Here is an 18859-nt window from a genome sequence, read left to right as displayed (position 1 = left end):
GGGGCGGCCCCTGAAGTGCTACTTCAGGCCGGCCTTGTCGCAGGCGGCCTTGTACTTGGCGGTGCAGATGTCACCGACCGTGTAGTAGCCCTCCTTGACGACCGTGTCGTTGATGTTGTCCTTCGTCAGCGAGACGACGGGGACGATCACGGCCGGGATGCCCTTCTCGGTGCCGCTGTCGACCGTGCTGGTCTTGAGCGAGCTGTCGACCTTGCCGGTCTTGGCGATCGAGACGGCCATCTTGGCGACGGTCTCGGCCTCCTGCGGGTACGACTTGAAGACGCTCATGTACTGCTCGCCCGTCACGATGCGCTGCACGCCCGCGAGTTCGGCGTCCTGGCCGGTGACCGGGGGAACCGTCTTGAGGCCCGCGCCCTTGAGCGCGGTGATGATGCCGCCCGCCATGCCGTCGTTGGCGGAGTACACGCCGACGATCTTGTCCTTGCCGAGCGCGGAGATGGCGCCCTCCATGTTGGCGTTGGCGTTCTCCGGCTTCCACTCCTTGGTGTCGTACTCCTTGCCGATGTTCACCTTGCCGTCCAGGACGCTGTGCGCGCCCTGCTTGAACTGCGCGGCGTTCGGGTCGGTGACGGCGCCGTTCATCATGACGATCTTGCCGGACTTGGCCTTGCCGCCCAGAGCCTTCAGCAGGGCCTCGCCCTGCGTCTTGCCGACCTCGGTGTTGTCGAACGAGGTGTAGGCGGAGATCGGTCCCTCGGCGAGGCGGTCGTAGGCGACGACCGGGATGCCGGCGTCCTTGGCCTTCTTGACACCCTGCGCGACGGCCTTGTAGTCGACCGAGTCGAGGATCAGCACGTCGACCTTCTTGGTGATCATCGTGTCGATCTGCTGCGACTGGAGGGTCGCGTCCTGCTTCGCGTTGAGGTATTCGACCTTGCCCTTGCCGTTCGTCAGCTCCGAGATCTGCTTCTCGATGATCGGCTTGTCGAACTTCTCGTAGCGAGCGGTCTGGTTCTCCGGCAGGAGCAGACCGACGGTGATGTCATCACCCTTGGCGGTCGGCTTCCCGCCGTCGCTCTTGCCACCGGACTCCTTGGCACTTCCACAGGCGGCCAGCGAGACAGCCATGGCACCAGCAGCAACGGCGAAGGCCGCACGACGCATACGCGTGTTCACTTCAGAAACCTCCCTGACGAGGCCGCGTCGTTGCGGCCGAGGTGGCTGGAAGTCAACTCGGCCACGCGTTCGGCGTCAAGAAGTAAATCCTTAACGAGATGGCAACGGTGCCATTCGTTATCTAAGTGAAGGCATGGCGACTACGGGCAGGGAAGCGGTGGCGGAGCCGTCCAAAAGGGTGGAATCGCCCATTTCGCTCAGCGCCAGGGCGAGCGCCCCGAGCACCTCGGCGCGGCCCCCGAGTGCCCCCGGAAGCACGGACAGTTGACGTCCCGCGCTGGGGATCGCATAGCGTCCCACGGACTCCCTGATGGGGGCCAGCACCAGTTCCCCGGCCTCGGCCAGATCGCCGCCCAGGACGACCCGGCTGGGGTTGAGCAGGTTGCACAGATTGGCCACGCCGCTGCCGATGTGCCGACCCACGTCGGCGATCACCCGGCGGCAGCCGGGGTCCCCGTCCCGGGCCATCCGGACCACGCTCTCCATGGTCAGGGAGCTGCCGTGGCTCGGCTGGAGCAGCGGCAGGACGTAGCGCGCGGCCGTGAAGGTCTCCAGGCAGCCCCGGTTGCCGCAGCGGCACACCGGGCCCGCCTCGTCGATCGTGATGTGCCCGATCTCGCCGGCCGTCCCGCCGGGCCCCCGGTAGATCTGCCCGTTGATGACCAGGCCCGCCCCGACCCCGCTGGCCACCTTGATGTAGGCGAGGTCACGGACGCCCTTGCCGCTGCCCCAGACCAGTTCGCCGAGGGCGCCCAGGTTGGCGTCGTTGTCCACGTGCACGGGCACGCCGAGCCGTGTCCGCAGCTCCTCGGCGGGCCGGGTGCCGCCCCAGCCGGGCAGGATCGAGGTGGACCCCAGGGTGCCCGACTCCACGTCGATGGGTCCCGGTACCCCGAGCCCGACCCCGGCCACCTTGCCCCGGTCCACGCCGGTCGCGGCGATCAGCCGGTCGATCAGCTCCTCGGCGCGGTCGAAACCCTGCGTCGAGGAGGCGTCCACGTCCAGCGGCTCGGAGTCCTCGGCGAGCACCTGGTGGGCGAGGTTGCCGATCGCCACCCGCAGGTGGGTGTGGCCGAAGTCGACACCGATCACTATCCCGGCGTCCCCGCTCAGCGACACGCTGCGGGCCCTGCGGCCCCCCGCCGAGGTGGGGGTGACCTCGACGGTTCCGCCGTCCTTCAGCTCACGCACGATGTTGGAGACCGTCGCGGCGGACAGGCCGGTCGTGCGGGCGATCTCCGCCTGTGTGAGCGACCCGGCCAGCCGCACCGCCCGTACGACTCGTTCCAGGTTGGCTCGGTGCAGCGACGACTGCGACCCCGGAGTCTCCATCGACCCATCCACTCCCGACATCGGTGGGCGGCCCCATCGCCACCCGTGGCCCAGGTCACATCTGCGGAACCGGGCCACTTACAAGTTATGAACTCCAAGCTCTGCTGAAGGGGTAACCTCCGTCAAGTCCTTGACGGAAATCGCTGCCACTCGCGGGGTTGCGCCGTCCCCCTGCCGAGCGGGTTTCATCGCGTGACGGAGCTGTGACCAGGAGTGGCTTCACTGACTGACGGCGGTGTTCGCACGGAGTGACCTGTAACGATCGCAAGGTGACCGCCGGTGTCCGGACATGCGTCGGCCCCGGTGGGGCACACCGGGGCCGGTTGGGGTGAGATCCCGCGTTACTTGAGCGCCCCCGCGGTCAGCCCCGAGACCACCTGCCGCTGGAAGACGACGTACGCCGCCAGCACCGGCAGCATCGCCATCACCAGCCCCGCGAAGAGGCCGGACCAGTCGCCCTTGTACCCCTGGCTGACGGCGAGTTCGACCAGGCCCTGGGTGAGGACCTTCTTGTCCGGGTCGGTGTTCAGCACCGTCGGCAGCATGTACTGGTTCCACTGGCCGAGGAAGTTGAAGATGCCCACGCTGATCAGGCCGGGCTTGGCCATCGGCAGCATGATCTGGAAGAACGTCCGGCCGTGCGAGGCACCGTCCACGAAGGCCGCTTCCGCCACCGAAGTGGGCAGAGTACGGAAGAACGCGGTCAGGAAGAACACCGTGAACGGCAGCGAGTAGGCGATGTAGACCAGGATCAGTCCGTGGATCGTGTTCAGCAGCCCCATGTTGTTCACGACATAGAACAACGGGACCAGCGCGAGCATGATCGGGAAGCTCATGCCGCCGACGAACAGGTAGTAGATGAAGCGGTTGCCCGGGAACTCGAAGCGGGCCAGCACATAGGCCGCCATCGAGCCGAGCACCAGGGTGCCGATCAGCGAACCCCCCACCACCAGAACGGTGTTGAGGAAGTAGTCGCTCATATGGGCCTCGGACCAGGCACGGGACCAGTTGTCGAGGTGCAGCTTGTCCGGCAGTGCCCAGGGCGAGCCGAAGATGGAGCTGTCGTCCTTGAACGAGGTCATCACCGCCCACACCAGCGGCAGGACGACCATGATCGCCCAGATGACCAGCACGCCGTGCGAGAACACGTTGAGGACGGAGCCCTCGGACCCTCGGCGGGGGCCGGGCCGGGGCGGGACCGCGCCGGTCTTCACGACGGGCGCGGGGGGCGGGACGGGGGCGTCGGTGGTTGTCATGGGGCTCAGTACTCCAGCCGCTCGCGGCGGCCCAGGCGCATCACGATCGCGGCGAACGCGAGCGTGACGACCAGCAGGGCGACGCCGATGGTGGTGGCGTAGGCGGCCTGACCGTCCCGGAACGCCTTCTGGTACACGTACAGGACCAGCACGGTGGTCGAGTAGTCGGGGCCGCCCGGACCGGTCGTCATGATCTGCACGACCGCGAACGACTCGGCGCCGAGCGCGAGGATGCCCATGTAGACCCAGCCGGACTGCACGGTGTCCCACAGCAGCGGCAGGGTGACCCGGAAGAAGGTGGTCGCGCGGCCGGCCCCGTCCAGCAGCGCCGCCTCGTACAGCTCGGCCGGGATCGAGGCCATGGCGGCACTGAACAGCACCACGAAGAAGCCGGTGGTGGACCAGACCAGCACCGCCATCACGCACCACAGCGCGAGATCCGGATCACCGAGCCAGAGCGGCTGGAGGCTGTCGAGCCCGATACCGCGCAGCAGCGAGTTGATCGCGCCGCTGTCCGGGTTGTAGGCGAAGGCGAAGAGCAGGGCCACGATGGCGATCGAGAGCACCTGCGGAAAGAAATAGACGATCTTGTAGAAGCCGGAGCCGCGCACCCCGGTGACGACCGGTCCGCCCTTTCGGTGCCGGCCGCCCACATTGATCATGAAAGCGAAGAACAGGGCCATGCCGAGCGTCACCAGCGGCAGCAGCAGCGCGAAGACCAGGCTGTGCGTCAGCGACTTCCAGAAGATGTCGTCGTGCAGCATCCGGGTGTAGTTGTCGGTACCCACCATGCTGAATTCGGGGCTCAGACCGGTCCAGTCCGTGAACGAGTAGTAGATGGACTGGATGAACGGCCAGATCACAAAGAGTGTGTAGAGCCCGAGCGGGGCCACGAGGAACCCCGTGATGAACCCGTACTTGCCGTGCTGCATTGCCGGACGACCCCGTTCCTGGGACACGTGCTGCCGCTGGTGACGAACCCGAGAGGGGGTGCTACCTGTGCTTGTAGTGCTTGATGGAGGAGTCCTTGGCGGCGTCGTCCGCGAAGCCCTGGATCTTCTTGACCGCCTCGGCGGGGGTCAGCCGGCCGGCCAGCAGCTCGCCGAGGCCGCCGACGCCGATCTTCTCCTTCTCCAGCTGGACGTACCAGTCCGGGATGCGCGGGTTCACCACGTTGTCCCCGGCCTTGTCCAGCGCCGCGACGCCCGCCTTCAGACCGGGGGTCAGCTCGATGCCGTCGATACCGCCGTTGAGCGCGGAGAGCGACTTCACCTTGGAGGTGAAGTTCCGCGAGGACGCCTCGGAGAGCATCACCCGCAGCTGCTCCATGCCACCCTCGGGGTTGGCCGCCTTGGCCGGGACGACGAAGGGTTCACCGCCGGAGGCCCAGATGGTGCCGAACGGCAGCTTGTCGGAGCTGTCCAGGCCGGTCGGCGCCGACACCGCCAGGTCGAAGTCGGCCGGGATGACGTTGGCCGACTCGTTCTCCACCCAGGAGCCGTTCGGGATGAACAGCGCCTTGCCCTTGGCCCACGCGGTCTGCGACTGGATGTGGTCCAGACCCGGGGTGCCGCGCAGGATGTAGCCCTTCTTGAACAGCTCGTAGTACGCCTCGAAAGACGCCTTGACGGCCGGGTGCTTCCAGGCGTTCGGCTCCAGGTTGTCGATGGCGTCCAGCACCTCGCGCCCGCCGACCTTGGCGATCATCGGGTAGAGCGAGAAGGGCAGGTAGTACGGGTACTTGCCCGCGTAGGTCCAGCCGGCGATGCCCTTCTTCTTGGCCTTGGCGCAGACCTTGAGCATCTCGTCCCAGGTCTCGGGGTACTTCTCGTCCAGCCCGTCCAGCGCCTTCTGCGAGTACCAGACGCCGTACACGGTGTACGCGTAGTTGAGTATCCACACCGGGTCGCCGTCGAACTGGCCCATCTCCACGATGCCCGGACGCAGGGTGTCGCGGACCTTCTTGGACGGGTCGTCGTAGGACGGGGCGTCCAGCAGCGGGGTGAGGTCGGCCAGTTGCTTCTTGCCGACCAGCACGCCCATGTCCATCTGCTCGGCGCCGGAGTTGTCGATGAGGTCCGGCGGGGTGCCCTGGTTGAAGCGGGGCTGCAGGGTGGACTGGATCTTCTGGGTCGCGGAGAACTTCACCTTGGCCTTGGGAAAGCCCTTCTCGTACAGCTTGACCGCGTCCTCGGCGTACTCCTTGCCGAAACCGCCGTCGAAGAGGACGAATTCCAGCTGGGCGCTGTCGTTGACGCCGAGCGGGTTCTTCGCGGTCTTCTTGCCCGCCTTCGCCTTGTCCTGTCCCTCGCCGCCACTGCTCGCGCAGGCCGACAGCAGCCCCATTCCGGGGGCGGCCACCAGGCCGATCGCCGCCGTGCGCTTGATCAGATCGCGACGGCCGACGCCTTCGCCGCCACGCTGTCCGGTAGACCCCATGCTCAAGTCCTCGCCCTCTCCAGGACTCAGGCGGTGAACCGGATCTCCCCCCGGCACCGCGGTCGGGTTGTGCTGGCTCGTGCAGGAAACGCCGACAGGTATAGTCCACTTCCCGCCAACGGGGCAAGATCGAATGCAAGGTCGGCCATCGGTCTTCTCCGAGTTGAGACCTGTGGGGAATTTCGCCGGGCTCCGTACGGCCTGTCGGCTGAACCACCGAAATGACCCCCTGAATGCCGCACTCAACACCCTTGACATCAAGGGTCACTTGACGACCTACTGGTTGCTGCGCAGCAAGTTGACAACGTTGTCCGCAGTTAGCGCGGGAGGGGAATCCGTAGATGCAGCGGAGATCTCGGCACAACTGGACTCCGGCGGTCGTCCTCACGACCGCCTTTGTCATGGGCGTCGGCGCGCAGGGAGCGGCGGTCGCCGTGCCGGCCCGAGTGCCGGCCGCCGCCACGGAGTTCGCGTCATCGTTCGAATCCGGCGAGCCGGCGCCGGACTGGCTGAACACCGTCGAGACCGACCCGGGCGGCGCCAGGCGCTCCTCGGGCGTGGACGGCGGCTACAGCAACGGCATTCCCGGCAATGTCACCGACCACGTGACCGAGCTGCGTGCGAGCGGTGAGAACACCGGCGGGGGCGAGGTGAAGGAGAACCTCACCGATGTCGATCCCGGCAGCAAGTGGCTGACGTTCGCGCCCACCGGCTGGGTCGAGTTCGACCTGGACCAGCCGGTCAGGCTCGCCGCCTACGCGCTCACCTCGGCCAACGACCACGCCGAGCGCGACCCGGAGGACTGGCACCTCCAGGGCTCGGCGGACGGCAAGGACTGGAAGACCCTCGACACCCGGACCGGCGAGACCTTCCCGGACCGGTTCGGGACCAAGTCGTACCAGCTCGACGAGCCGGCCGAGTACCAGCACCTCCGGCTGGAGGTGACGAAGAACGGCGGCGCCCCGGACGCCCTCCAGCTGGCCGATGTGCAGTTCTCCACCGGCGGGGGTGACGGTCCCGCGCCGCAGGACATGCTGGCCCTGGTCGACAAGGGCCCCAGCGGCTCCCCCACCGCCAAGGCGCGGGCGGGCTTCACCGGCACCCACGCGCTGCGCTACGCCGGACGGCACACCGCCGACGGCCGGGGCTACGCGTACGACAAGGTCTTCGACGTCGATGTGAAGGTGGCCGGCGACACCCGGCTGTCGTACCGCCTCTTCCCGTCGATGGCCGACGGCGACCGGGACTACGACGCGACCAACGTCAGCGTGGACCTGGCCTTCACCGACGGCAGCTACCTCAGCTCGCTCGGCGCGACCGACCAGCACGGCTTCCCGCTGACCCCGCAGGGCCAGGGCGCGGCCAAGGGGCTGTACGTCAACCAGTGGAACGACGTGGCGTCCCGGATCGGCACGGTGGCGGCGGGCAAGACCGTCGACCGGATTCTGGTGGCGTACGACTCCCCCAAGGGCCCGGCGAAGTTCCGGGGCTGGATCGACGACGTGGCGCTGAAGCGCGTGGCGCCCGAGCGGCCCAAGGCGCATCTGTCGGACTACGCGCTCACCACGCGCGGCACCAACTCCAGCGGCAGCTTCTCGCGGGGCAACAACTTCCCGGCCGCCGCGACGCCGCACGGGTTCAACTTCTGGACCCCGGTGACCAACGCGTCCTCGCTGAGCTGGCTGTACGACTACGCGCGGGGCAACAACGAGGACAACCTGCCGACCGTACAGGCGTTCAGCGCGAGCCATGAGCCGAGTCCGTGGATGGGCGACCGGCAGACCTTCCAGCTGATGCCGTCGGTTGCGAGCGGCACCCCGGACACCGGCCGCGAGGCCCGTGAGCTGGCCTTCCGGCACGAGAACGAGACGGCCCGGCCGTACTACTACGGGGTGAGGTTCGAGAACGGCCTCAAGGCCGAGATGACCCCGACCGACCACGCGGCGGTGCTGCGCTTCAGCTACCCGGGCGACGACGCGAGCGTGCTGTTCGACAACGTCACCGAGCAGGCGGGCCTCACGCTGGACAAGGAGCACGGGATCGTCACCGGCTACTCCGACGTGAAGTCGGGGCTGTCCACGGGCGCGACCCGGCTGTTCGTGTACGGCACCTTCGACAAGCCGGTGACCGAGGGCTCCTCCAGCGGGGTCAAGGGCTATCTGCGGTTCGCCGCGGGCGCCGACCGTACGGTGACCCTGCGCCTGGCGACCTCGCTGATCAGCCTGGACCAGGCCAAGGACAACCTGCGCCAGGAGATCCCGGACGGCACCTCCTTCGACACCGTGAAGGCACGCGCCCAGCAGGCCTGGGACAAGATCCTGGGCAAGGTCGAGGTGGAGGGCGCCACCCCGGAGCAGCTGACCACGCTGTACTCCAGCATGTACCGGCTGTACCTCTACCCGAACTCGGGCTTCGAGAAGGTCGACGGCAAGGACCAGTACGCGTCGCCGTTCTCCCCGATGCCGAACCCGGACACCCCGACCCACACCGGCGCCAAGATCGTCGACGGCAAGGTGTACGTCAACAACGGCTTCTGGGACACGTACCGCACCACCTGGCCCGCCTACTCCTTCTTCTCGCCCTCGCAGGCCGGTGAGATGGTGGACGGCTTCGTGCAGCAGTACAAGGACGGCGGCTGGACCTCCCGCTGGTCCTCCCCCGGCTACGCCGACCTGATGACCGGCACCTCCTCGGACGTGGCGTTCGCGGACGCCTACGTCAAGGGCGTGAAGTTCGACGCGAAGGCGGCGTACGACGCGGCGGTGAAGAACGCGACCGTGGTGCCACCGAGTTCGGGCGTGGGCCGCAAGGGCATGGCCACCTCGCCGTTCCTCGGCTACACCAGCACCGACACGAACGAGGGCTTCTCCTGGGCCATGGAGGGCTATGTCAACGACTACGGCATCGCCAAGATGGGCGAGGCCCTCTACAGGAAGACCGGCGAGAAGCGGTACCAGGAGGAGTCGGCCTACTTCCTCAACCGGGCCCGCGACTACGTGAACCTGTTCGACGCGAAGGCCGGCTTCTTCCAGGGCAAGGACGCCAAGGGGAACTGGCGCGTGGACTCCGCCAAGTACGACCCCCGCGTGTGGGGTTACGACTACACGGAGACCGACGGCTGGGGCTACGCCTTCACCGCCCCGCAGGACAGCCGGGGCCTGGCCAACCTGTACGGCGGCCGCAAGGCGCTGGGCGACAAGCTGGACGAGTACTTCGCCACCCCGGAGACGGCGTCCCCCGAGTTCACCGGCTCCTACGGCGGTGTCATCCACGAGATGACCGAGGCGCGGGACGTCCGGATGGGCCAGTACGGCCACTCCAACCAGGTCGCCCACCATGTGAACTACATGTACGACGCGGCCGGCGAGCCCTGGAAGGCGCAGAAGAACGTGCGCGAGGTGTTGTCCCGCCTGTACACGGGCAGCGAGATCGGGCAGGGCTACCACGGCGACGAGGACAACGGCGAGCAGTCGGCCTGGTACCTCTTCTCCTCGCTCGGCTTCTACCCGCTGGTCATGGGCAGCGGTGAGTACGCCATCGGCTCACCGCAGTTCAAGAAGGCCACCGTGCACCTGGAGAACGGCCGGGACCTGGTGATCAAGGCCCCGGACAACAGCGACCGCAATGTGTACATCCAGGGCGTCCGCTTCAACGGCCGCTCCTGGAACTCCACTTCGCTCCCCCACTCGCTGCTGTCCAAGGGCGGGGTGCTGGAGTTCGCGATGGGGTCGAAGCCCTCCTCGTGGGGCTCGGGCAAGGACGCCGCACCGGTGTCGGTCACCGAGGACGACAAGGTGCCGGCCCCGCGCGCGGACGTACTCAAGGGTGACGGCGCGCTGTTCGACGACACCTCGGCCACGAGCGCGGCGGTCACCTCGGTGGACCTGCCGGCCTCCGGGGCCACCAAGGCGGTCCAGTACACGCTGACCTCGCCGGCGGACCGTACGAAGGCGCCTACGGGCTGGACCCTCCAGGGCTCGGCTGACGGCACGGCCTGGCAGACGCTGGACAGGCGCTCGGGTGAGTCCTTCGCCTGGGACCGCCAGACCCGGGCGTTCAGCGTGGCCGCGCCGGGTTCGTACACCAGGTACCGGCTGGTGCTGGACGGGGAGTCGACGCTGGCGGAGGTGGAACTGCTGGCCTGACGGCTTCTGACGCACGGTGAAGGGGCGGTCCCTCGTGGACCGCCCCTTCTTCGTGCCGTCTGCTCCGGCGATGAGCGGGCATGAGTGCGGTGGGTCGGGCCCGCGCGGTCCGGTCCCGCCCACCGAGCATAGGAGTAGCAGCGATGCCGACCGCCGTACCGGAAAGATCCGCCGAACTGCCCGCCGGCACCGTCGGGGCAGCGGCTCCGGACCGCCGGACGAGGGCGCCGCGTGGCGTCGCGCGGGCGGCCGCCTCCATCGGCGCGCTGGCGGTGTGCCAGGCCGCCCTGATGATCGGCCTGGGCTTTCTGATCACCGGCCCCGCCCGGCACGTGTGGCCGCTGACCGCCGAGGACGGCGTCAACCGGGGTCTGGAGCGGCTGCGCACCTCCACCCTGACCACGCTCTCCTACGTCGGCTCCGAGCTGGGCAACACCGGCACGGTCATCGGCGTGACGCTGGCGGCCTGTCTGGCGCTGATCCTGATACCCAGGCTGCCGCTGTGGCGCCAGGCGTCGTTCCTCGCGCTCGGGGTCGCGCTCCAGTCGCTGGTCTTCCTGATCGTGACCATCGCCGTGGAGCGCCAGCGCCCCGACGTCCACCGCCTCGACGGCTCCCTGCCGACCTCCAGCTACACCTCCGGCCACACCGGCGCGGCCACCGCGGTCTACGGCGGTCTCGCCGTCCTCGTGCTGTCCCGCGTACGGAGCCCCTGGCGGCGCGTACTGGCCGCCGTGCTGCTCCTGCTGCCGGTCGCGGTGGGCCTCTCCCGCCTGTACCGGGGCATGCACCACCCCACCGACGTGGTGGGCGGCATGATCAACGGCACGCTGGCCCTGCTGGTCGTGGGACACGCCCTGCTGCGTGACGGCCGGGTGTCGGTGCCGGCCGCGCTGCCCGTCGTCCCCGAGTCCGCCGGCGCCGAGCAGCCGCAGGGCCGGGTCGCGGTGGTCGTCAACCCCACCACGGTCGACGAGAGCGCGCGTGACGAGCTGCGCCGGGTCCTCGCCCAGCACGGCCACCAGGAACCGGAGTTCATCGAGACGACCGCCGCCGATCCCGGCGGCGGCCAGACCGTCCGGGCGCTGGACGAGGGCGCCGCGCTGGTCGTGGTGTGCGGCGGCGACGGCACCGTCCGCGCGGCCGCCGACCGGCTGGCCGGCAGCGGTGTCCCGCTCGCCGTCGTGCCGTTCGGCACCGGCAACCTGCTCGCCCGCAATCTCGGCCTCCCGCTCACCCCGGCCGAGGCGCTCGACGCGGCCCTCGGCGGCGCGCCCCGCGTGATCGACCTGGCCCGCGTCGAGGGCGACGGCCTCCCCGCCACCCACTTCGCCATCATGTCCGGCGTCGGCCTGGACGCCGCGATGATGCAGTACGCGGAGGAGCACGACCGGGCCAAGGCGATGCTGGGCTGGCCCGCGTACGCCCTGGCCGCCCCGAAGGCGATGCGCGGCCCCAGGATGCGGCTCAGCGTGCGCCTGGACGGCGGGCAGCCCCTGCGCCGTACGGCCCGCATGGTGCTGATCGGCAACACCGGCGCCCTCCAGGGCGGTGTGCGACTGATCCCGGACGCCCGTCCCGACGACGGTGTGCTGGACCTGCTGATCCTCGACCCGCAGGGCCCCGGCGGCTGGCTGCGCACCATGAACGCGCTGCTGCTGCGCCGGAAGCGGGACGGGCGCCAGGGCGACGGACAGCCGGAGTTCCGCACCTTCCGGCGGGCCGAGTTCACCTTCGACGCGCCGGAGCCCCGCGAGGTCGACGGCGACCCGGTGGGCACCGGACGCCGGCTCTCCGTGGCGGTCGTGCCGGGCGCGCTGACCGTGCTGGTCCCGAACCGGGAGAGCTGACGTGGGCAGCGCCACCAAGGTCCCGGAGACCCGGGACATGACCGGGGACGAACTCTCCGGCGACGAGGCGTGGGTGACGCTGCGCCGGTACGGCGGCTGGTCGCTGCTGCGTGACGCGTTCCTCCGCTTCCGGTACGCGGACGGCTTCAGCCACTCCCGCGCGCTCGCCCTCCAGACGGTGCTGTCGGTGATCCCGCTGGCGCTGGCCTTCGTCGGCCTCTCCACCAGCCTGCACACCGAGGACATCGGCAAGCTGGCCGAGCTGACGATCCAACGGATCGCCGAGGGGCCGAGCGCGGAGGTGGTCGACGACGCGCTGGAACGCAGCCGCCGCACGGCCGGCGACGGCGCCCAGGTCGCCCTCTGGTTCGGCGCGATCTTCTCGATCGTGAACGTCACCACCGCGATGTGCCAGATAGAGCGCGGCGCCAACCGCATCTACGGCAACGAGCGCGACCGGCCCTTCCACCTCAAGTACTCGCGCGGACTGGTCATGGCGCTCAGCGCGGGGTTCCCGCTCGGCCTGGGCTTCGTCGTCATGGTCGCGGGCGACGACCTGGGCTCGGCCGCCGGTTCCGTGTACGGGCTCGGCTCGACCGCGCAGATGACCTGGAACATCGTGCGCTGGCCGTTCGGGCTGCTGCTCGCCCTGATCTCAGCGAGCGCCATCTTCCGGCGCTCCCCGCGCCGCAAGCAGCCGGGCTACACCTGGCTGGCCTTCGGCGCGGCGGTGTACCTGGTGCTCTGGATGACCCTGACCTGGGTGCTCACCCTGTACCTGGACCTGAGCGGCTCCTTCGACACGGTCTACGGTCCGCTCAGCGCCTTCATGTCCCTGCTGCTGTGGGCCTACCTGACCTCGCTCGCCCTGTTCCTCGGGCTCTCCTTCGCCGCTCAGCTGGAGGCGGCGCGCGGGCGGCGGCCCGAACCGATCCAACCCGATCCGGGGGTCTGATGCCGACGAAAACCCTGGCCCTGCGCTCCTCCGCCCGCCGCCGCCTGGCCGACCGGCGGTTCGGCATCCGGCTGCTGGCCGCCGCCGGGGTCGCCGCGGCCGCGGCGGTGCCCTTCGCGCTGCTGCTGGTCCTGGTGGAGGGCCGCTGGCGGCCGCTGCGCGACCTCGACCGCGGCGCGGCGAACGGTCTGCACCGGATCGCCGTGGACCACCCGGCGTGGACGAGCACCCTGCGCGTGCTGTCCAACTACGTCTGGGACCCGTTCACCCTGCGCGTCGGCGTGGCGCTGCTGACCGGCTGGCTGCTGTGGCGCGGTGCCTGGCGGCTGGCCGCGTGGGCGGCGACGACGGCGGTGACCGGCGGGCTGCTCGGGCTCGGGGTGAAGGCGCTGGTCGAGCGGGCGCGGCCCGCGCTGGAGGACCCCGTGGCGCACGCGCCGGGCTACTCCTTCCCGTCCGGGCACGCGATGACCGCGACCACCTCGTTCGCGGTGTTCCTGCTGGTCCTGCTGCCCATGGTGCCGCGCCGCGCCCGTGTCGTGTGCTGGGTGGTTGCGGTGCTGTCGGTGCTGGGGGTCGGTTTCACCCGGGTCGCGCTCGGCGTGCACTGGTTCAGCGACGTACTGGGCGGATGGCTGCTCGGGCTGGCCGTCGTCGTCCTGACCAGCCGGGCCTTCGAGGCATGGCGGTCCGACGCCGGCCGGCGGCCCACGCACATGGCGGAGGGCCTGGAGCCCGAGCTGACCGACCCGAGCCCCGAGCCGGACACGGCTTCCCGCTGACCCAAGTGGGTGCGGTGCGGCCGGGCACGGGCACGGCCGGGCGCGCCGGGCATCGACGACGAGCCTTCGAGGACTGGTGAACACGTGGCTCCGACCCGCGAGACAGTCGTACGCCCTTTGTGGGCTTCGCCGGCGCTGTTCGTCACCGCCGCGCTCATCGCCTTCGTGGTGGTGCGTTCGGACGCGGCGGTCCGGGTCGGCCGGATGGTGTAAGCCGCGGGCCGGCTACCCCCGCCGGCGGCGCTGGCCCTGTGCGTGGCCCGCAGGGAACGTCCGGGCGCCGGCGGCGGCTTCGCACTGATCGTGCTCACCGGCTACGGCCTCCTGCTTCTGGCTCGACCATGCCTGATCGGTTCCCCGGTGCGGCGGACGCCGGCCGGTCTGACGCCGTCACGCCGAGGGCGTGAGGTGGCAGTACAGGGGCGGATCGTCGACGACGTCCACTTGGACGTGCCGGCCGGGATGGTGACCGGCTTCCCGGGGGCGAACGGCACGGGGAAGACCAGAACGCCGCGCCTCATGCTAGGGCTGCCGCTGAGCGGGGACGCCGCGTCTCGTACCGGGGTCTGGAAGCCCTCGCAGACTGGCTTCCGTTCGGCGCCGGCCGCGCGGCGACGGCAGCAGGCGCCGACACCGTGCCCCAGGCAGAGCGCGCGATGGTGGAGGCTTTCGGCGGGAGCGAGCTTTCGAGCGGCGCGGGAGCCGAGGTGCTCGGCGGCTTCACACTTGTGATCGCTTCCTCCGGCGCCTGGTCCTACCTCAAGGGAGACGCACGCCGGCAGTTCCTGGCCTCCGGCGAGCAGCCAGCCGCCGACACGCCTCACACCCCGGTCAGCCGGCCGATCTCCTGCGGGTCGAGCCCGGTGAGCCGGGCGATGCGCGGCGCCGGGATGCCGGCGGTGAGCGCCCGGTGCACCAGGGTCTCCCAGCCCTGGGTGGCGTCCCGGAAGTCCAGCAGCTCGCGCTCCATGTCGGTGACCGACTGGGGCGCGCACTCCTGCTGCACCCGGACCTCCTCCTCGGCGGTCAGCGGGATGGGCAGCCGCTCGGCCTCCTCGGGGATGAGGATCTCCGACCCGGCGGGCAGAATCCGCAACTGCTCGGAGGCCGCGGTGACATCGTGGGCGGAGATCCAGCCCCGTACGGCCGGGGTCTGGTCGCATTCCAGCGGGGCGACGGCGGCCATGGCCGCGCCGAGGCTCGGGTGACGGTCGGGGAGCAGGAAGAGGTAAGCCTCGTCGGCCATCGGGCGGTCCCGCCTTGTCGGTGTCGTTCTGGGTACGGAGACCGATGCTACTGCCGCCGCACCACTCCGCATCGCACCCAGGAGACGGAACCGCCCCGGGTCACGTGGCGGCGAGGGCGAACACGTGCGGGCAGCCGCCGTCCGGCGGCCTGACGCTCCTGGTCTTCTTGCCGTCCGGCGCGCTGACCGGCCTGGTGACGAGGGCACAGGTGGCGGCGGGGTCCCCGTGGCGAGGTGGGGCGGCGTGGTCCTGGGCGGTGGCGTCGTCGCCCGCGGTCAGTCCGGCCCTCACCCCGGTCAGTGACGGCCCACCGGGGCACGTCCGAGGCGGCGGTCCTCGACGGCAGCCCGGAGGATGGCCGAAAGCACTGCCCGGACACCCCCACCAGTTCGGCGATGTCCTTCCGGCGGCGACCCCCTCGCCCGCCCGCGACACGATGCCGGCTCTTCGTGCCACGTCCGCCGCCGGCCGTCGGTCCGCCGCCGACGACCGTGATGTCGCGACCCGGTCCGAAGAGGGCTCCGCGCGCGGTGCCCGGCGGGTCGACGAGCCTGGGGTGACACGAGACGCATCATGAGACATCAGGCGCCCCGGCTGCGAATCAGCCAAGTCCCCCTGCCCGGCACGTTTATTGACGCGTACGCAGCAAGCTTGGTTCCCGGATGTTGACTTCCCAGATTTGGCCGTGCTGTTCTGAGCGTCAACCAGCCACGACCGCTAGGGAATCACTGATGGTTCCCCGTGGCGTCAGGTCATTCACTGACAACGTTGTCAGGACTCTGTGGAGGTTACTTTGACCAGACAAGCTCTGTCCAGTCACACCCCCAGACGTGGCCGGTCGGCCTTATCCGCGCTAGTGACGTCCGGTGTCCTCGTCGCGGCTACCGGCTTGGCGCAGTTCACCGCTGCTCCCGCGGCGTCGGCCGCCGTCGCCGATCCGGCCGCCGCCGTCAAGACGCTCATCGGCACCAGCAACCACGCGGAGACCTTCCCCGGTGCCGTCTCTCCGTTCGGCATGGTGCAGTGGAGTCCGGAGAACACCCGCGGCGACCAGACACGGGCCCCGGAGCCGGGCGGCTACGACTACGGCACGACCAGGACGCGGGGTTTCAGCCTCACGCACATGTCGGGCACCGGATGTGCCGGCGGCGCCGGGGACATCCCGTTCCTGCCGCACGTCGGAGCGGTGAACTCCTCGCCGAGTTCGGACAGCCGTGACTCCACGTACGCCAGCGACTTCTCGCACTCGAACGAGACCGGGACCGCCGGGTACTACCGGGTGGGGCTGGACTCCGGGGTGAACGCCGAGTTGTCGGCGACCACGCACACCGGGGCGGCCCGCTTCACCTACCCGGCGGGCAAGACAGCCTCGCTGCTGGTGCGCACCTCCAACTCGGAAGTGGGCAGCAGCGCCGCGCACACCTCGATCGACACCGGCAACCGGGTGATCAGCGGCTCGGTGACCAGCGGGAACTTCTGCGGGTACATCGGCGACATCAACCGGCGCAGCTACTACACGCTGTACTTCTACGCGGCGTTCGACAAGCCGTTCAAGACGACCGGGACCTGGCAGGACGGCAGCCTGCGGTCCGGGAGCACCAGCGCCGAGGGCGGAACCACCTACGGCAGCGACGGGTTCCCGCCCGGGGGCAAGGGCTCGGGCGGCTACGTCACGTTCGACCCGGGACAGACGGTGGGGGTGCGGGTCGGCATCTCCTACGTCAGCGCCGCCAACGCCCAGGCCAACCTGAACGCGGAGAACCCGGCCGGCACCTCCTTCGACAAGGTGCGCACAAGTGCCCATGACGCGTGGAACGCCGAGCTGAAGCGGATCGAGATCGGCGGCGGCAGCGCGGCGCAGCAGTCGACGTTCTACACCGCGCTCTACCACTCGCTGCTGCATCCCAACGTGTTCAGCGACACCAATGGCCAGTACGTGGGCATGGACCAACAGGTGCACAGCGTCTCAGGAGCCCAGAAGGCGCAGTACGCCAACTTCTCCGGCTGGGACGTCTACCGCGACCAGGTGCAACTGGTGACGCTGCTGCGGCCCGACGTGGGTTCCGACATCGCGCAGTCGCTGTACAACCAGGCCAACCAGAACGACGGTGTGTGGGACCGCTGGACCCACAACCAGGGCGGCACCCACGTGATGACCGGAGACCCGGGGCACGCCGCGGTGGCCAGCATCTACGCCTTCGGGGGCACCTCGTTCGACGCGAAGGGCGCGCTCTCGTCGATGGTGCACGCCGCGACGACGGTGACCGCCGCCGACCGCAGCAGGGACGGCTGGAACGTCGCGGTGGTCGGTGAACGGCCCTCCCTCGACAAGTACCTTTCGCTGGGTTACGTGCCCTCCGACGGCAACGCCTGGGGCGGCGCCGGCGAGACACTGGAGGATGTCTCCGCCGACTTCGGCATCTCCCAGCTCGCGCGGCGTCTCAACGACACGGCCAACAGCGCTACGTTCCTGAAGCGGGCGCAGAACTGGAGGAACGTCTTCAACCCCAGCACCGGCTACGTCCAGGAGCGCGACTCGGACGGCCAGTGGCAGCAGTCCGACCCGGGCAGCGACGACGGCTTCGCCGAAGGCAGCTCCGCGCAGTACACCTGGATGGTCCCCTTCAACGTCAAGGGCCTGTTCTCGGCGATGGGCGGCAACGCCGACGCCGTACGCCGGCTCGACGGCTTCTTCCACGACTCCGACGGCGACTGGGCTCTGTCCCAGGCCGGAGGCACCCACTCCGACCTGTCCAACGAGCCCTCGATCGGCTCCCCGTGGCTGTACGACTTCGCCGGACAGCCGTACAAGACCCAGCAGACGGTGCGCCAGGTCGTCAACACGCTGTGGTCGGACCAGCCCGACGGCATCCCCGGCCAGGACGACCTCGGAGCCATGTCGGCGTGGTACGTCTTCGCCGCCGCCGGCGTCTACCCGATCGCCCCCGGACGCTCCGAACTGCTCCTCGGCAGCCCGTTGTTCAACCAGGTGGTCATCCACCGCGGCAACGGCAAGGACATCACCCTCAACGCCTCCGGAGCAGCCACCGACGCCCCGTACATCCGGAGCATGAAGCTGAACGGCAGCGCCTCGACGCGGCCGTGGCTGCCCGAGTCGGTCGTCGCCGACGGAGGTACCGTCGACCTGACCCTGGGCACGAGCGCCAACACCTCCTGGGGTGCCTCGGCCGCCGACGCCCCGCCGTCCTTCGACACCGGCACCGCCCCTCCGACGAAGGAGAACCTGGCACTCGGCAGGCCCGCCACCGCGGACTCCTCCTGCAACGCCGACGAGGGGCCGGACAAGGCGGTCAACGGCAGCGTGTCGGCCGGAAGCAGCGACAAGTGGTGCTCGCTCGGTGGCTCCAAGTGGTGGCGCGTGGACCTCGGCGCCGCGAAGCCGGTGCGTACCATCACGATCCGGCACGCCGGTGCCGGCGGGGAGAGCACGGCGCTGAACACCCGTGACTTCGACATCCAGGTGTCCAGTGACGGCACCAGTTGGAGCACGCCGGTTCAGGTACGCGGCAACACCGCCAGTGTCACCAACCACTCGGTGAACGTCACCGCCCGCTACCTGAGGCTTCAGATCTCCGCTCCCGAGCAGGGAGGCGACGGCGCGGCGCGTATCTACGAAGTAGAGGCGTACAGCTGATCGAGGGAGATCCCGGGTCACGCACTCGCAAGGACAGAAGCGCCCCGCACCTGGTACCAGG

Annotated in this window: 13 protein-coding genes; 6 read left to right on the top strand and 7 right to left on the bottom strand. The window is 69.6% G+C overall.

Annotation, left to right across the window (positions count from 1 at the left end):
* Positions 1–18 precede the first annotated feature (18 nt).
* The 5 genes from ACFWN1_RS22265 to ngcE all read right to left on the bottom strand — a co-directional run bounded on the left by ACFWN1_RS22265 (position 19) and on the right by ngcE (position 6164).
* A complete protein-coding gene (locus ACFWN1_RS22265; RefSeq protein ID WP_384364528.1) occupies positions 19–1125 on the bottom strand; it encodes a sugar ABC transporter substrate-binding protein in 1107 nt (368 codons plus the stop codon).
* Between the two features lie 129 nt (positions 1126–1254).
* Positions 1255–2469: an ROK family transcriptional regulator gene (locus ACFWN1_RS22260; RefSeq protein WP_384364525.1), complete on the bottom strand. Its 1215-nt coding sequence runs from the start codon at positions 2467–2469 to the stop codon at positions 1255–1257.
* A gap of 341 nt (positions 2470–2810) precedes the next feature.
* Positions 2811–3725 (bottom strand): carbohydrate ABC transporter permease, encoded by a 915-nt coding sequence (locus ACFWN1_RS22255; RefSeq protein ID WP_384364522.1) that lies wholly within the window; start codon positions 3723–3725, stop codon positions 2811–2813.
* Between the two features lie 5 nt (positions 3726–3730).
* Positions 3731–4657, bottom strand: coding sequence for a carbohydrate ABC transporter permease (locus tag ACFWN1_RS22250; RefSeq protein WP_384364519.1), 927 nt, complete (start codon positions 4655–4657; stop codon positions 3731–3733).
* Positions 4658–4718: 61 nt separating this feature from the next.
* Entirely contained in the window at positions 4719–6164 is a 1446-nt protein-coding gene (gene ngcE, locus ACFWN1_RS22245; protein WP_384364516.1) for an N-acetylglucosamine/diacetylchitobiose ABC transporter substrate-binding protein, read from the bottom strand.
* Between the two features lie 341 nt (positions 6165–6505).
* On the opposite strand from ngcE, the gene ACFWN1_RS22240 reads away from it, so the two are divergent.
* The 5 genes from ACFWN1_RS22240 (at position 6506) to ACFWN1_RS22220 (ending at position 14109) form a co-directional block, all read left to right on the top strand.
* A complete protein-coding gene (locus tag ACFWN1_RS22240; RefSeq protein ID WP_384364513.1) occupies positions 6506–10309 on the top strand; it encodes a GH92 family glycosyl hydrolase in 3804 nt (1267 codons plus the stop codon).
* Positions 10310–10452: 143 nt separating this feature from the next.
* Positions 10453–12159, top strand: a complete 1707-nt coding sequence (locus ACFWN1_RS22235; protein ID WP_384364510.1) for a diacylglycerol kinase family protein — start codon at positions 10453–10455, stop codon at positions 12157–12159.
* Position 12160: 1 nt separating this feature from the next.
* Positions 12161–13114, top strand: a complete 954-nt coding sequence (locus ACFWN1_RS22230; protein ID WP_384364507.1) for a YihY/virulence factor BrkB family protein — start codon at positions 12161–12163, stop codon at positions 13112–13114.
* Positions 13114–13896: a phosphatase PAP2 family protein gene (locus tag ACFWN1_RS22225; RefSeq protein WP_384364504.1), complete on the top strand. Its 783-nt coding sequence runs from the start codon at positions 13114–13116 to the stop codon at positions 13894–13896. The genes ACFWN1_RS22230 and ACFWN1_RS22225 overlap by 1 nt, the downstream gene beginning before the upstream one ends.
* Positions 13897–13980: 84 nt before the next feature.
* Positions 13981–14109 carry a hypothetical protein gene (locus ACFWN1_RS22220; RefSeq protein WP_384364501.1) on the top strand — a complete coding sequence of 43 codons (129 nt, stop codon included), beginning with the start codon at positions 13981–13983 and terminating at the stop codon, positions 14107–14109.
* 607 nt (positions 14110–14716) lie between these two features.
* On the opposite strand, the gene ACFWN1_RS22215 is transcribed toward ACFWN1_RS22220, so the two are convergent.
* Positions 14717–15142, bottom strand: a complete 426-nt coding sequence (locus tag ACFWN1_RS22215) for a DUF6003 family protein (RefSeq protein WP_384364498.1) — start codon at positions 15140–15142, stop codon at positions 14717–14719.
* A gap of 100 nt (positions 15143–15242) precedes the next feature.
* On the bottom strand, positions 15243–15434 hold the full coding sequence (locus ACFWN1_RS22210; protein WP_384364495.1) for a hypothetical protein: 192 nt from the start codon (positions 15432–15434) through the stop codon (positions 15243–15245).
* A gap of 598 nt (positions 15435–16032) precedes the next feature.
* On the opposite strand from ACFWN1_RS22210, the gene ACFWN1_RS22205 reads away from it, so the two are divergent.
* Positions 16033–18798, top strand: a complete 2766-nt coding sequence (locus ACFWN1_RS22205) for a GH92 family glycosyl hydrolase (protein ID WP_384364492.1) — start codon at positions 16033–16035, stop codon at positions 18796–18798.
* Positions 18799–18859 lie beyond the last annotated feature (61 nt).

Source organism: Streptomyces sp. NPDC058459 (assembly GCF_042721685.1).
Classification (GTDB): Bacteria; Actinomycetota; Actinomycetes; order Streptomycetales; family Streptomycetaceae; genus Streptomyces.
The sequence above is the reverse complement of the archived record's forward strand: the minus strand, read 5'-3'. Positions and strand labels throughout refer to the sequence as shown.

Excerpts from the sequence above, each read along its gene's own strand:
- ACFWN1_RS22265 (WP_384364528.1), bottom strand. The coding sequence starts at position 1,125 with ATGCGTCGTGCGGCCTTCGCCGTTGCTGCTGGTGCCATGGCTGTCTCG.
- ACFWN1_RS22260 (WP_384364525.1), bottom strand. The coding sequence starts at position 2,469 with ATGGAGACTCCGGGGTCGCAGTCGTCGCTGCACCGAGCCAACCTGGAA.
- ACFWN1_RS22255 (WP_384364522.1), bottom strand. The coding sequence starts at position 3,725 with ATGACAACCACCGACGCCCCCGTCCCGCCCCCCGCGCCCGTCGTGAAG.
- ACFWN1_RS22250 (WP_384364519.1), bottom strand. The coding sequence starts at position 4,657 with ATGCAGCACGGCAAGTACGGGTTCATCACGGGGTTCCTCGTGGCCCCG.
- ngcE (WP_384364516.1), bottom strand. The coding sequence starts at position 6,164 with ATGGGGTCTACCGGACAGCGTGGCGGCGAAGGCGTCGGCCGTCGCGAT.
- ACFWN1_RS22240 (WP_384364513.1), top strand. The coding sequence starts at position 6,506 with ATGCAGCGGAGATCTCGGCACAACTGGACTCCGGCGGTCGTCCTCACG.
- ACFWN1_RS22235 (WP_384364510.1), top strand. The coding sequence starts at position 10,453 with ATGCCGACCGCCGTACCGGAAAGATCCGCCGAACTGCCCGCCGGCACC.
- ACFWN1_RS22225 (WP_384364504.1), top strand. The coding sequence starts at position 13,114 with ATGCCGACGAAAACCCTGGCCCTGCGCTCCTCCGCCCGCCGCCGCCTG.
- ACFWN1_RS22215 (WP_384364498.1), bottom strand. The coding sequence starts at position 15,142 with ATGGCCGACGAGGCTTACCTCTTCCTGCTCCCCGACCGTCACCCGAGC.